The sequence below is a fragment of the Pseudomonas sp. H1_G08 genome (assembly GCF_054681355.1).
Genome location: NZ_CP162822.1, coordinates 5,551,770 through 5,566,254, shown reverse-complemented (window position 1 = coordinate 5,566,254; position 14,485 = coordinate 5,551,770). Strand labels below are relative to the sequence as shown.

Annotated in this window: 14 protein-coding genes; 10 read left to right on the top strand and 4 right to left on the bottom strand. The window is 61.0% G+C overall.

The window, feature by feature from the left end:
- Window positions 1-16 precede the first annotated feature (16 nt).
- Together AB4N85_RS25115 and AB4N85_RS25110 are read left to right on the top strand one after the other, a co-directional pair.
- Complete coding sequence (locus tag AB4N85_RS25115) at window positions 17-1,687, top strand: ShlB/FhaC/HecB family hemolysin secretion/activation protein (protein ID WP_071174303.1); 1,671 nt, start codon at window positions 17-19, stop codon at window positions 1,685-1,687.
- 520 nt (window positions 1,688-2,207) lie between these two features.
- Complete coding sequence (locus tag AB4N85_RS25110) at window positions 2,208-2,570, top strand: DUF6124 family protein (protein WP_041479635.1); 363 nt, start codon at window positions 2,208-2,210, stop codon at window positions 2,568-2,570.
- Window positions 2,571-3,133: 563 nt separating this feature from the next.
- Here the strand turns inward: AB4N85_RS25110 and AB4N85_RS25105 are convergent.
- Window positions 3,134-3,541, bottom strand: coding sequence for a response regulator (locus AB4N85_RS25105; protein WP_041480644.1), 408 nt, complete (start codon window positions 3,539-3,541; stop codon window positions 3,134-3,136).
- Between the two features lie 70 nt (window positions 3,542-3,611).
- Complete coding sequence (locus tag AB4N85_RS25100) at window positions 3,612-3,827, bottom strand: Flp family type IVb pilin (RefSeq protein ID WP_370593582.1); 216 nt, start codon at window positions 3,825-3,827, stop codon at window positions 3,612-3,614.
- A gap of 329 nt (window positions 3,828-4,156) precedes the next feature.
- Between AB4N85_RS25100 and cpaB the strand changes: the two genes are divergently transcribed.
- The 8 genes from cpaB to AB4N85_RS25060 are packed head-to-tail and all read left to right on the top strand — an operon-like array spanning window position 4,157 to window position 11,604.
- The gene (gene cpaB, locus AB4N85_RS25095) at window positions 4,157-5,098 is read left to right on the top strand and encodes a Flp pilus assembly protein CpaB (RefSeq protein ID WP_256811979.1); all 942 of its coding nucleotides are present in this window, start codon (window positions 4,157-4,159) and stop codon (window positions 5,096-5,098) included.
- A 20-nt stretch (window positions 5,099-5,118) separates the two neighbouring features.
- Window positions 5,119-6,336: a type II and III secretion system protein family protein gene (locus AB4N85_RS25090; protein ID WP_041480646.1), complete on the top strand. Its 1,218-nt coding sequence runs from the start codon at window positions 5,119-5,121 to the stop codon at window positions 6,334-6,336.
- Window positions 6,333-7,523, top strand: a complete 1,191-nt coding sequence (locus AB4N85_RS25085; RefSeq protein ID WP_056787738.1) for a pilus assembly protein — start codon at window positions 6,333-6,335, stop codon at window positions 7,521-7,523. The genes AB4N85_RS25090 and AB4N85_RS25085 overlap by 4 nt, the downstream gene beginning before the upstream one ends.
- Complete coding sequence (locus AB4N85_RS25080; RefSeq protein ID WP_310219102.1) at window positions 7,520-8,788, top strand: CpaF family protein; 1,269 nt, start codon at window positions 7,520-7,522, stop codon at window positions 8,786-8,788. The genes AB4N85_RS25085 and AB4N85_RS25080 overlap by 4 nt, the downstream gene beginning before the upstream one ends.
- Window positions 8,789-8,805: 17 nt before the next feature.
- Window positions 8,806-9,690, top strand: a complete 885-nt coding sequence (locus AB4N85_RS25075) for a type II secretion system F family protein (RefSeq protein WP_310219105.1) — start codon at window positions 8,806-8,808, stop codon at window positions 9,688-9,690.
- Between the two features lies 1 nt (window position 9,691).
- Entirely contained in the window at window positions 9,692-10,576 is an 885-nt protein-coding gene (locus AB4N85_RS25070) for a type II secretion system F family protein (protein ID WP_110647081.1), read from the top strand.
- Window positions 10,577-10,599: 23 nt separating this feature from the next.
- Window positions 10,600-11,322, top strand: a complete 723-nt coding sequence (locus tag AB4N85_RS25065; RefSeq protein WP_256811987.1) for a tetratricopeptide repeat protein — start codon at window positions 10,600-10,602, stop codon at window positions 11,320-11,322.
- Between the two features lie 9 nt (window positions 11,323-11,331).
- Complete coding sequence (locus tag AB4N85_RS25060) at window positions 11,332-11,604, top strand: DUF3613 domain-containing protein (RefSeq protein WP_041480652.1); 273 nt, start codon at window positions 11,332-11,334, stop codon at window positions 11,602-11,604.
- Window positions 11,605-11,711: 107 nt separating this feature from the next.
- Here AB4N85_RS25060 and AB4N85_RS25055 read toward each other — a convergent pair whose 3' ends face one another.
- Window positions 11,712-12,074, bottom strand: a complete 363-nt coding sequence (locus AB4N85_RS25055) for a DUF6124 family protein (RefSeq protein ID WP_041480653.1) — start codon at window positions 12,072-12,074, stop codon at window positions 11,712-11,714.
- A gap of 1,563 nt (window positions 12,075-13,637) precedes the next feature.
- Window positions 13,638-14,417 (bottom strand): response regulator, encoded by a 780-nt coding sequence (locus AB4N85_RS25050; protein WP_370695132.1) that lies wholly within the window; start codon window positions 14,415-14,417, stop codon window positions 13,638-13,640.
- Between the last annotated feature and the right edge of the window lie 68 nt (window positions 14,418-14,485).

Below are 14,485 nucleotides of genomic sequence, written 5' to 3'. Positions count from 1 at the left end.
ACCATGGAGTGTCCCTATGCGCGTACTGGCATCCCTGCTGTGCCTGAGCCTCAGTTCCGCTGCCCTCGCCGACACCTTGCCCAGCTTTCTCAACAGCAACGAAACCATCCGCAACCTGCCCGTTCCCAACCTGCCCGCCGACGCCTATCGCCCGAGCGCGGCGCCGCTGCAAGTGCCGGACCCGGGTGCGACCGCCGCGCAGCCACTGCTGATGGAAACCAAGGTCAACCTGAAGACCGTGCAGATCGAAGGCGGCACGATCTACCCGCTCAACGAACTCGCGGAAATCTACAAGCCCCTGATCGGCCGTCAGGCCAGCCTTGCCGAACTGATCGAAGCCACGCGCAACATCACCCGTCGCTATCAGCAGGACGGCTATCTGTTGTCCTACGCGTTCCTGCCGCAACAGAACTTCGATGACGGCGTGGCCCGCGTGGTGCTGGTCGAGGGCTATGTGCGCGATATTCAGATGCAGGGCGACATCGGCCGGGTCAAAAGTCTGCTCGACAAACTCGCCGCGAAAATCCAGGCCGAACGCCCGCTGACGCGCAAAACCTTCGAGCGCTACACCACGCTGATGAGCCGTATTCCTGGCGTGACCATCCAAGCGCAAGTGCCACCGCCGGGCACCACCGATGGCGCGACCACCCTGGTTGCCCAGGCCAGTCGCAAACCGTTCACCAGCACCCTGAGCACCACCGAAGACAACCGTAACGGCCCGCAGGCGTTGCTCGGTGTCAGCAGCAATTCGCAGACGTCGATGGGCGAACAGTTGAGCCTCAGCGGCCTGTTCCCACCGGGCGACGACAAAGAGCATTACTACCGTCTCGACTACAGCCAGTTCCTCGATACCGAGGGCACGCAACTCAACGTCTCGGCCTCGCGTTACCGCGCCGACCCGGACACCGAAGTGCTGGTCGGCGGTGGCGGACGCCTGAGTACCCACCGTGAGAACGATCGCTACTCGATCGGCTTCAGCACGCCCCTGATCGCCTCCGCCAACGAACTGCTCACCGCCGGCTCACGCCTGTATGCGGTCGACGACAAGACGCGCTACGACGGCATCAACTTTCCCTTCAGCACCGAACTGCGCACCGACGTCCGCGCCCTGGCTTTCGAAGGCGACTGGCGCAAGGCCGACGCCCGCCAACTGCGCATCCTCAGTGCCGGCGTCTACCAGGGCTTCGACAGCCTCGGCGCACACACCAACTACGACGACATCGACCTGGATTTTTTCCGCGTGCGCTTGTCCGGCGTGCAGAGCGACAAGTTCCTCGACAACTGGCAAGGCGTGCTCTCGGCGGCGCTGTACTGGAGCGACGACACCTTGCCCGACAGCGAACGCGCCGTGTTCGGCGGGCAGAACTTCGGCCGTGGCTACCCCGACGACCAGGCCTCGGGCGACAAGGGTTGGGGCGTGGCTTACGAGGTCAACTACAGCTTCAACCGCGACGGCAACTGGGTGCGCATCCTGCAACCCTACGTAGTTGTCGACCGCTCGCGCAGCTGGTTCAACCAACTGCCGGTGCAGGCCAACAACCTGTCATCGACCGCCGTCGGGCTGCGCTTTGGTGATGCCAAGTATTACAACGTGGCGCTGGAAGTGGCGAAGGCGATGTCGGATGAAGCACTGGATACGTTCAATCGCAAGCCTCGGTACAGCATCAGTTTCAGTTATCAGTTGTGATGGTCGAGCGGTGTGTCAGTCAGGATTTTTTTGACTGACGCACCGCCTTCGCGAGCAGGCTCGCTCCCACAGATTCGGCGGTGTTCATGGTTGCTGAGTACAACCGCCGTCCCTGTGTGAACGAGCCTGCTCGCGAAAGGGTTCGGCTATTCAACCGATTTATCGCAGCGCTTAAACCAGCCGTTTAAACACAGGCCACGCTACCTCGCAACAGGCTACAAATCCTTGCGCCATTGCCTACGGCTACGCCAGAATCCGCCGGCTTGTGCGCCTGGGGCGCGGGTTCTATCGTTTGCCTGCCACTGCTCATCAGTGGTCGGGTTTAGCAGCTCGCCGATACCACGTTGCACCAGTTCTATCAGTCTGGAATACATTCCTGTGCTTGATGGCGGCTGTGCGCAGGGCGCCCTCGGGCGCGCCGATTTCGTGGCTCATCGGTCTGCTAACCTGCGTCCAGCTGCCACCCTTATCGTTTAGCAGCGAGAGGTTGCGGCCCTTACTCCACAAGGAGACTGAGCCCGTGAAAAAGATAACGCCCGATCCACCCCTTGCCGATCCGACTTTCGCCGACCCGCTCGTCGAAGCGCAAAAACTCAAGGAAGCCGCCGACCGCGCCATCGATTACTACCTCAACCCCCGCCTCATCAAAGACCCCGCTGCACCGCGCAAACCCAGCACCCTGTTCATCGTCGACCCGGCTGCGGACAACGAAACCCTGCTGGTGCATGCCTGCGAATCACTGGCCTCGGCGAGCATCATGGCCAGCGACCTCGCCGGATTTATCGATGGACCACAGCGCAGCTCCCTGTTGGGGATACAACAGGTGATCATGCTGGGCGAACTGGCGGTCAACCGCGTACTGGACAGGCTTGTGCCGGAGTGACAAGAGCAAGAGGCTGGTTGCGAAGGTGGTGAGACAGGCAGAGCGTTGTTGGCTGACTGGCCGCCATCGCTGGCAAGCCAGCTCCCACAGAATTCATGTACATCAGGCAGGAATGGGTCGGCTGCCAGGCCGCTTTCGCGAGCAGGCTCGCTCCCACAAAAGCAAAAGCAAAAGCAAAGCAGCGCAGCTGCCCGCGGCGAAGCCGCCCCACTCAACAATGAGCGCAAGCTCGAGTGCTCTTGATCTTGATCCACCGGCGACGTCGGAAGGCTGAGTGGAGGGATTGATCTGGGCGTGGGAGCACAGCGACCGTCTGGCGCAGCCAGACACAGCGGAAGGAGGTGCAGCGAAGCAAACCGGAGCCGCTGCGCCCGGATCAGTCCCGGAGCGAAGGAACCCGAGCCTGCGAGGGCCGAACGCAGGAGCTAGCGTTTTTTGCTTACTTTTTTAGGCGCTTGTAAAAAAGTAAGTCGCCGTCAGGCGAAACCGCCAGCCGCAGCACCCGAAGCAACGGATACTCACCCAAACCCCCACCAACACGGTCGGCCCAAAGGCCGCCGAGTTCACCCACCCTGAACCTTAGGCTTGGGAAAAAGATTATCGAGAGTCTCCAACAACCTCACGTGATAAATCGGCTTGCGAAACAGATCCAGCACCTGCAACCGCAACATATCGCTGACATCCTCCATATCCGCATGCCCCGACATCACAATCACCGGCAAATGCGCCCGCGACGTATGCTCACGCAACCGCCTGATCAGCGACATGCCCGACTCCTCCGGCATACGCAGATCAGTAATCACCAAAGCAATATCCGGATGCCGGGTCAGATGATGCAGCGCGAGCTTCACCGACGTCGCGGTATGACAGACAAACCCCTCCCCCTCCAGCAACTCCGCCAACTCCAGCAACGCGTCTTCTTCATCATCAACCAGAAGCAGTTGTTGGCGGGGCGACGAAGACGCGTTCATAGGCAATACCTGAATACTGAAAGGTAAATCCAGTGTAGTGCGATATCAGCCAGGTGCAGTGTTCACAAGATCAGGGCGTTGGCCGAGTCACAGCCGTACCATCGAGCGAGGTCAGAATATTGTTGAAGATCGCCAATACCCTGTCTCCAAGCGGAGTGACGAACGCCACAACCACCACAGCCACCATCGCCACCACAATCGCATACTCGATCGCCGAAGCACCCTCTTCACTGCGGGCAAACGCGCGAGCCTTGGCGATCACATAATCAAAAGTCATACGAAACATAGGTCCACTCCTTCGCGCCTCTGGCGCCGACATCACCACCGCGGCAAGGTTCCACCGTGCCACCTGAGCATTGTCAACAAACCCCCGCCCAACAACTGTAAGAACGCATTAATCACAAAGCATTAATCCCAACGTGTCTCGGCCATTTCCCGCTGTTAACCGGCCAGACTCACACTTTGGTACGGTTATTTTGCCTGTCACTAATGGCGCTTTTGCTTGGATCAGCTAGCTTGGAAATAGCGAAATAGTTGCATGTTCATAGCTGCCGATTCAGTCCGCCTTTCGCAAGCAAATGCAGTCGGTTGTGCAGCAGGAAAGGGAGAGCCGTCATGAACAGTCGCGTCACCATGGGCCTAGCCGCGTTGCTGTTGCTCGGCGCGGTTTTTGTCGGTTACTGGGGGCTGGTGCTCAGTCGTCAGCCGGCCCCGGTCGCCGAGGCGCCCGTCGCCCCAGCGGTCAGCATTGAACAGACTGTCGCGATTGCCGAAGACCAGACCCGCCAACCGGTGGTGGTGCTGCTCCACGATGTAGCGCCGTTCACGCCGCTGACCGCCGCCGATGTAACCGTGGAAAAACTGCGCAGCGCACCGGCCGGCAGCCTCAGCAGCATCGAACAAGCTGTCGGCCGCACGCCTTGGCGCCACCTCAGCACTGGCACCTGGCTCAATGACGAAAGCTTCCAGGCCGGCGGTGCGCTGGCGCGGATGATTCGCCGCGACGAACGCGCGCTGACCGTGGCCGTTGACGAAGTGATCGGTGGCGCCGGGCAATTGCTGCCGGGCGATTACGTTGATGTGCTGCTGTATCTGCGCGAGGACGCGAGCAACCTGCAGCAGTCGGCGCAGATCGCCGTTCCTGCCTTGCGCGTGCTCGGAATCGGCGATCAGTACGGCCTGACCAATGACGGCCAACCGGCATCGCCCAGCCTCAGCGCCGAAGAAAAAATCAAACAGGACCAACGCCGCATCGCCGCACGCACCGTGGTGCTGGCGGTGCCGGAACAACTGCTCAGTCGTCTGATGCTGGCCACTCAAGTCGGCACGTTGCGCCTCGCGGTGCGCAGCAGCGAAGAACAGCGGCTGGCCAAATATTGGGCCGGCGAAGCGCAATCGCCCGCGCACCTGGATCGGGCCAATAGCCAGCTTTTCCAGTTCACTCAACTCGCCCTGGGCAGCGCGCAAAAAGCACCTGCCACCGCCAGTGCCGGCGCGGCGCCCAGGCCTGCGGTGGAAATCATTCGCGGCAACCAGATCAGCCAACAAACCCCATGACTGCGCAAGGATTCACGTGCATGCAGAGTCGACTCAGACCGACATTGAAACCGGCGCTCCGGGCCTTGCTGTTGTTGGGATTGACGATGGACAGCGCCCTCGCGGCGGCGGGCAACTGCTCGGCACTGCCGCGCCTGCCTTCGGTGATCGAGATCGGTGAAGGCTTCCAGCAGGACATGCAGTCACCGGTGGCAATCACTCGGCTGGCGGTCGGCGACCCGAAAATTGCCGACGTGCATGCCAATGGCGGTTCGTCCTTTTTGCTGACTGGCGTCGGCCCCGGCGCGACCAGCCTGATGGTCTGGACGGCGTGTTCGGCGCAGCCACAGCAAGCCATGGTCTTCGTCCAGGGTGCGGCGACCACGGCATTGACCAGCAGCGTGCCGTCGGACGATCCGACCCTGCCGTCGCAAGTGCAGACCGACATCCGTTTCGTCGAAGTCAGCCGCACCAAGCTCAAGGAAGCCACGGCCTCGCTGATCGGCACCCGCGGCAATTTCCTGTTCGGCTCGCCTGGCACACTGCCGCCGATTGACGGCGTGCCGCAGCCGCGCTTGCCGGTGGATAACTCGCTGTTCAATTTCTCCTGGGTCGGCGGCAAGACCATGGCGATCATCAACGCCCTGGAAACCAGCGGCTTCGCCTACACGCTGGCGCGACCAAGTCTGGTGGCGTTGAACGGGCAGAGTGCGAGCTTCCTGGCCGGCGGAGAAATCCCGATTCCAGTGCCCAGTTCCGGCAGCGACAGCGTGTCGATTGAGTACAAGGAATTCGGCATCCGCCTGACCCTGACGCCAACCATCATCGGCCGCGACCGCATCGCCTTGAAAGTCGCCCCGGAGGTCAGCGAACTGGATTTCGCCAACGCGGTGAACATCGCCGGCACCACCGTTCCGGCGCTGACCATCCGCCGCACCGACACCAGCGTGTCGCTGGGTGATGGCGAAAGTTTCGTCATCAGCGGTTTGATCAGCACCACCAACAGCTCGCAAGTGAACAAGTTTCCAGGCCTGGGCGACATTCCCATCCTCGGGGCGTTTTTCAAGGGTTCGCAAATCAAACGCGAAGAGCGCGAACTGCTGATGATCGTCACCCCGCACCTGGTCCAGCCATTGGCGGCGGACGCGCGTTTGCCGTCGTTGCCGGGAGAGAAGCTGCGCAATTACGACCCGAATTTCTATCGCATGTTCTTCCTCGAGAACGGTAACTTCGACAAGCGCAGCGGGTTATCGCAATGAGCCAGAATCTCAGTCAGACCTTCCTCGCCATCACCCGCAACAGCACCGATCTGGAATGGCTGCAAAGCGCACTCGCGCCACTGGGCCAGGTGGTCAGCGCCGGTGCCGGCAGCCTCGACGAACTGCTCGCACTGGTCGATGTGACGTTCGCCAATCTGGTCTTCGTCGGTCTCGATCGCGAGCATGTCGTGGCGCAAAGTGCGCTGATCGAAGGTGCGCTGGAAGCCAAGCCGATGCTGGCAATCGTCGCCCTCGGCGACGGCATGGACAATCAACTGGTGCTCAATGCGATGCGCGCCGGCGCGCGGGATTTCGTCGCCTATGGCTCACGTTCAAGCGAAGTCGCCGGGCTGGTGCGGCGCCTGGGCAAACGCCTGCCCGCCGTCACTCCCAACACGCAGCTGGGCGGGCTTACCGTGATGTACGGCGTGCAGAGCAGTTCCGACGGTGCCTTGCTCGCCAATCACATGGCCATGGTGGTGCAGAAGAGCGGCCAGCAAACCTTGCTGCTCGACCTTGGCCTGCCCCGTGGCGACAGCCTCGCGCTGTTGGGGCTGGAGAGCTCGTTTCACTTCGGCGACGCCCTGCGCCATCTGCGCCGGCTCGACGCTACGCTGATCGACAGCGCTTTCACCAGCGCCGACCACGGCCTGCGCATTCTTGCCTACGCCAACACTGACGAGCCGCTGGAAACCACCAGTGCCGCCGAGCTGTACATGCTCCTCAGCGCCCTGCGCCAGCACTTTCAGCACATTGTCGTGAACCTCACCGGGCAGGCCGACAGTGAGGCATTGCGCACCTTCGTCAGCCATTGCGACAAACTGCTGTGGTACACCGACCAGAACGTACTCAACTGCCGACGCAACCTCGCCGTGCTTAACCAGTGGCGCGAGAAAGGCATGAAACTCGAGCATGGGCGCTTGCTGATCGATCGCTACCTGAGCAACGTCGCGCCGGATGCCGAGACCTTGGGCAAGACCTTCAATCTGGAAGTCATCGCCGTGCTGGCGTTCAGTCCCGACGTGCGCCTGAACGCGAAAAACCAGGGCGTCAGCCTGTTCGAACTGGCGCCCAGGGAGAAACTCACCCAGAGCCTGCGCACCCTCGGCGAGCGCTTGGCGAAACGCTCCGAAGGCCTGAGCAAACCGAAAGTCACCTGGTTCGACCGTCTGCGAGGCCACTCATGAGCGCAGAAAAACTCTTTGGCGCAACGTCGCACGGAGCGATCGGCAACAGCGACCACGAAGGCCTGAAACTGGTCCTGCACCGCTACATCATCGACGCCATCGAGGAGTCGGGGAAAAACCTGCTGGAAGGTTCGCGCCAGCAACTGGCGCAGTTCGTCACCGACAAGGTCGCCGAATACATCGCGCGTTTGCACTTGGCGATCTCGCGCTACGAAATGGAGCGCCTCGGCGAAGAAATCGTCGACGAACTCACCGGATTCGGCCCACTGGAAGTCCTGCTGCGTGACCCGTCGGTGACGGAAATTCTGGTCAACGGCCCGCACCGGGTGTTCATCGAGCGCGACGGCGTATTGCATCAAAGCGATCTGCGTTTTATCGATGCGCATCACGTCGAGCGGGTCATGCAACGCATCCTTGCGCCGCTCGGGCGCCGCCTCGATGAGTCCTCGCCGATGGTCGATGCGCGCCTGCCGGACGGCAGCCGGGTCAACGCGATCATCCCGCCGATTGCCCTCGACGGCCCGTGCCTGTCGATCCGCAAGTTCCGCAAGGACATGCTCAAGAGCACCGACCTGATGGCGATGCAGACCATCGATCTGGCGATTTTCGAATTCCTGCAGAACGCCGTGGGCAAGCGCTGCAACATCCTGATCAGCGGCGGCACCGGCACCGGCAAGACCACGCTGCTGAACATCCTCAGCCAGTTGATCAACCCGCACGAACGGCTGGTGACCATCGAAGACGTCGCCGAACTGCAACTCGGCCACCCGCACGTGGTGCGCCTGGAAACCCGCCCGCCGAATGCCGAGGGCCATGGCGAGGTCAAGGCCAGCGACCTGATTCGCAACGCCCTGCGCATGCGTCCCGACCGGATCATTCTCGGCGAGATCCGGGGCGTCGAAGTGGTCGACGTCCTCACCGCGATGAACACCGGCCACGACGGCTCGATGAGCACCGTGCACGCCAACAATGCCCAGGACGCGCTGCTGCGACTGGAGACGCTGGTCGGCCTGACCGGGCGCTCGATTGCCGAACGCACCCTGCGTCAGATGATCTGCGCCGCCCTCGACGTGATCATTCAACTGACACGCATGCCCGATGGCCGGCGCTGCGTCAGTGAAGTGGTGGAAGTGGTCGGCATTCGCGAGGAGGTCTACGTCACCAACACCCTGTTCCGCCTCGACCGCCGCACGGGGTTCGGCTTTGTGCGCGAAGCGGTCAACCCGGCCGGCGACAAGCTGCGCCACGACGCTCACCTGGGCTGACGGCGAGGAGCACGCAGATGCTGGGACCGATCATTCTCATCGCCATTTGCCTGATGCTGCTGGGGCTGTCGATCTATCTGTTCCTGCAAGGGCTGCGCAAGACCGCGAAGGAAAAAGTCCTCAATCGACTCGCCGCCGGACAACCGCAGCTGGCCGTCGAGCAGGCCAGGTGGGTTGGACTGGAACGGATGTTTTTACGTGCCGGACTGGGTCGGCCGAGCGAGCGTTTCGGCCTGTGGCTGAGCCTGTGGGCGGCGGCGATGGGCCTGGGATTTTTACTCGGGAGCTGGGTTGGTTTGCTGATCATGTTGCTCGTCCCGCCCGTGGCGTTGCGGTTGTACATCGCCATTCGCTACCGGCAACGGATCCGTCGCATGATCGAACAACTGCCGCAACTGCTCGACCACACCGTGCGCAGCCTCAAGTCCGGCCGCACCCTCAGCGACGCAGTCCTGGGCGCCATCGAAGCCAGTGAAGACCCCTTGAAAGCGGCCATGGGCCGGGTGCAGCGCAACGTGCAACTGGGGGTGAACTTGCCTGACGCCGTCAGCGATTTTGCCGAACTCTACGAGCAGGACGAACTGCGTATGTTCGCCCTCGGCCTGAAGGTCAACCACCGCTACGGCGGCAACGCCAGTGAGCTGCTGGAGAACCTGATCAAACTGATCCGCGAGAGCGACCAGGGCGCGCGGCAGTTGCGCGCGCTGACCGGGGAAACTCGCATGACTGCTTGGGTTTTGGGTTTGCTGCCGCTGATTCTGGTGAGCTATTTCATGCTGACCAACCCCGGCTACATGCTCGGCATGTGGCACGACGAAAGCGGCCAGACCATGCTGCTCAGCGCCGCCGTGTTGCAGGTGTTGGGCAGTATGGCGCTGTGGCGCATGTTGCGGAGCGTTTGAGATGGTCTGGCTCGCGGCGTTGCTGTTGCTCCTCGGTTCGCTGTTATTGCTGGGCAATCACCTGCTCACCGAGCGCCGCCGCGTGCGTCAGGTGCATCAGCGCTTGCACGGTCAATTGGTCCGGGAGAACCGTTTCGGCCACTGGCTGCGCGCGCTGGGCAACAGCCGTTTCGGCCGGGGCTCGGTGAGCATCGACAGCGAAACCCAGACCCTGCTCGGCCGCCTCGGCTGGCGCCGCGCCAACGAACGCGCGCTCTTCGCCGCCTGCCAGATCGGCACGCCGCTGCTCGCTCTGGGGCTGGCGATCTTTTTGCAGGAAGTGTTTTTCCCGCAGACCAGTCACCGCTGGATGGCGCCGATGTTCGCTGCGGGCGGCGGCTATCTCTTGCCCAAACGCCTGCTCGCCTACGCCGCCGCCCGCCGACAGAAAACCATCGCCGTGGAAATCTCCACGTTCATACCGCTGCTGCGCATCCTCTTCGAATCCGGCATGGCCGTGGAACAAGCGTTGCGTGTGCTCAGCGTCGAAGCACAGAAACTGCTGCCGGAACTGACCAGCGAACTGCGCCTGATCCTCAGCCGCGTCGACTCGGGTCTGGAGCTGGGGCAGGAGCTGAACAAGACTGCGGTGATGCTCGCGGTGGACGAATTCACCGACACCTGCGTGATCCTCCAGCAACTGATCCACCAGGGCGGCGGCGCGATGAAATCACTGCTGGCGCTCAAGCAATTACTCGATGACCGACGCCTGACCCGGCTGCAGGAATACATCTCGAAAATGTCCGCGAAGATGTCGGTGGTGATGATGCTGTTTCTGTTTCCCGCCCTGCTGATCGTACTGGCCGGCCCGGGCTTCACCGCCATTGCCCGCGCGTTCGCAAACTGACCTTGGCTCATGGAGAGCGTTTGATGAAAGTACTGATAGTCATGGCAATTCTGTTGCTGCTCAGCGGCTGCGCCACGGATGGCCAGGCGCCGTGGACCTCGCTGCTGTCGCCGTCCAGCTGCAGCAAACTCACGTCGGAGCAGGAACTGTCGCTGAACCTCGCCGATGATCTGGCCAGCGACGGCAAGCTCCACGCCAGCCTCGCCAACCTGCAAAGCCTGCCGGACAACCTCAGCGAAGTGCGCCTGCGCAAAGCCAAGGTTTATCGCCTGCTCGGCCGCAGCGAAGCCGAGCCGCTTTACCGCAGCCTGCTCGGCGGCTGCCTCACCGCCCAGGCCGAACATGGCCTGGGCCAGGTCTACGCCGCCCGTGGCGACAACGGCCAGGCCCAGGCCCACCTGCAACGCGCCGCACGCCTGGCGCCCACCGACGAAAAAATCCGCAATGATCTCGGCGTGGTCTACCTCAACCAACTGCGCCTCAACGAAGCGAAATTCGAATTCCTCACCGCCATCGAACTGAGCCAGAACAATCAACTGGCGACGCTGAACATGGTCACCCTGCTGCTCTACCAGAACGACTGGCCGCAAGCCGCGGAAATCGTCAGCCGCTCGAAACTGACCCCGGAGCAATTCACCGAAGCGCAGCAACGCGCAGAAAAACTCAAAGCCCCGACCAACACCAAAGCCACACCTGGCGACCGCGTCGCCGCCTTCATCGACCCGCTACCGCCGACGCTCGAATAGGAGACAGCCATGACCATCCGCAAAGGCCTGTGCTACCTGACCCTGCTCACCCTGCCCCTCAGCGCCCAAGCCATCGACGCCGGCCCTGCTTCTGCGCAGCAGCAGGAAACCGAAGGCTGGCTGGTCCTGCAAAGCCGCAACAAAGCCGCCTCCCCCAAACCCCAAAGCGCCACCGCCACCGAACGCGAACTGGCGATGCAGCGCTGGCTGAAGAAATACCAGTACGAGATCCCGGATTTTTATGATCCGGATGCGGGCGGGAAGATCGAGAGCAAGAACTAGTCTGGTGGTGTTCTTGAAGGCCCCTTCGCGAGCAGGCTCGCTCCCACAGTTTGCAATGCGTTTCCCCTGTGGGAGCGAGCCTGCTCGCGAAGAACGATAACGCGGTTTCAACGCTGCGGATCAACCCGATCCAGCGCCCGATTCACGGCCAGCTCGGCCAGCATGACAATCTGCTGAATCGCCAACGCCGTGCTGCGCTGAAACCCGCTCAACTCACCAGCGAAATTACTCGCCATCGCACTCGCTGACGCCAGCGACTCACAGGCATGCGCCAACAGGCTTTCGGTATCGACATTGGGCACCACCATGAACAGCGTGCTGGGCGGGTGCGGTTTTGCGGGTTCGGGGCAGAGATAGAAATCGAGCGCGCGTTTTATCGCTTCGCGGTTTTTCACCAGATCGTCGGCGCGCATGGCGTCTTCGAGCGGGGTGGTGGGGGATGGCGGTGGGTCTGGGATCAGTTTGTCCATGAGAACTCCTACTTGGCTGTGACGCCCTCTTCTGTCGTTTCCACACGACAAAAGGTGGCAGCTGTACGCAGGGTGGAAAACCGATAAGTAGGCAACCGGCCAGACCAAAGTCTGCCCACGCACAGCCGCCGCGACACAGTTTGCAGACGAACGAGCGCGCCGACAACGATTACGGTAGCAATGCAAAGCAACTACTTGAATTTCAGGTTTCCACACCTGGCCGCTGAGTTGTCAGCGACAGCCAGAGACTAGTGACCCGACGTCCGACGGACAACCTGAAAACCTTGTGGGAAGGTTCTGGCAAATCACACACAGATTTAAACAATCAAAACCAAAAGCACCCTCACCCTAGCCCTCTCCCAGAGGGAGAGGGGACCGACCGAGTTGTTTGGGCGAAGTACACCGACCTGAAATACCGAGTCGAACACAGATTTTGAAGCAGATCAAAAGCACCCTCACCCTAGCCCTCTCCCAGAGGGAGAGGGGACCGACCGAGTTGTTTGGGCGAAGTACACCGACCTGAAATACCGGGTCGAACACAGATTTTGAAGCAGATCAAAAGCACCCTCACCCTAGCCCTCTCCCAGAGGGAGAGGGGACCGACCGAGTTGTTTGGGCGAAGTACACCGACCTGAAATACCGAGTCGAATGCAGATTTTGAAGCAGATCAAAAGCACCCTCACCCTAGCCCTCTCCCAGAGGGAGAGGTGACAGACCGAGTTGTTTGGGCGAAGTACACCGACCTGAAATACCAAGTCGAACACAGATTTTGAAGCAGATCAAAAGCACCCTCACCCTAGCCCTCTCCCAGAGGGAGAGGGGACCGACCGAGTTGTTTGGGCGAAGTACACCGACCTGAAATACCGAGTCGAACACAGATTTTGAAGCAGATCAAAAGCACCCTCACCCTAGCCCTCTCCCAGAGGGAGAGGGGACCGACCGAGTTGTTTGGGCGAAGTACACCGACCTGAAATACCGAGTCGAATGCAGATTTTGAAGCAGATCAAAAGCACCCTCACCCTAGCCCTCTCCCAGAGGGAGAGGGGACCGACCGAGTTGTTTGGGTCAGGTATGCCGACCTGAGATACCGAGTCGAACACAAATTTTGAACAACCCACAAATCGGCTCCCTCTCCCTCGGGAGAGGGCTGGGGTGAGGGGCGAATCCAGCGCAAAACAAAAGCCAGACACCGCATGCTTTTCACCACTCAAAACAATGAGCGCAAGCTCGAGTAGCTTTTGATCTTGATCTGGGAGCCCGTCGGCAGGCTGAGTGGAGGGATTGATCCGGGCGTGGGAGCGCAGCGACCGTACGACGCAGTCGTACACAGCGGAAGGAGGTGCAGCGAAGCAAACCGGAGCCGCTGCGCCAGGATCGATCCCGGAGCGAAGGAACCCCGAGCCCCAGCGAGCGGGCCGAACGTCAGGGCGAAGACCTTTTGGTTACTTTTGGGGCGTTTGCCAAAAGTGACCCGCCGTAAGGGCGGAACCGTAATCAGCGACACCAAAAAAACGGATATTCACCCCAACCACCCAAAGCATGGTCGGCCCAAAGGCCGCCAAGTCAATGCGCAGTAACCCGCTGCCGCCCAGCAGATCCAACGGGCGAAAGGGCCAAAGCCAACTGCGTCCGATTATGCATATGCGTCAACCGCAACACCTGCGACACATACAGCTTCACCGTGTTCTCGGTAATCCCCAACTCACAGGCAATCTGATAATTGGTCTGCCCCTTGCCCACCAGCCGCGCCACATCCAACTGCCGGGGCGACAACTGACTGAACACCGCCGGCATCTCCACGGACTCAGGCTCACCATCACTCACCACCGGCACGGGCGAGCGCCGCACCTTGTCCAGATCCTGATAAAGGTCATCAATCGACTCGGACAAAAACTGCAATTTCTGATTCAAATGCCCCAGATGCAGATTCTTCTGCCGCTCCTGCAAAGCCAGTTCCTGGCGCTGCACACCCTCGAGCAACTCTGCCAGATCAATCGGCTTCTGATAGTAATCGGCAATCCCCGCACGCAATGCCTTGATCACATCCTGCTTGTCAGCGCGCCCGGTGAGCATGATCGCCTCGAACACCCGCTGCTTGCCGGCCAGCCGCTGCAACGCCTGGATCAACTCGATGCCGTCCATGTCCGGCATGTGCAAATCACTCAGCACCAGACCGATGTCCGGGTCCGCCCTGAACAGCTCGATGGCTTCAAGACTTGAGTCGCACGGCACGCAACGGTAGCCACTGCTCTCGAGAAACTCACAGAGTTCTTCGACGATCAGCGGCTGATCATCGACCACGAGGATTTTTACCGAATTAGGCTTGTTCACGAACCACTCCATTTGCTCGGCCAACGCTGACGATTCCTGCACTTTGGTGGCGTATTCGCCTGAATTGAAAGTAGACCCAC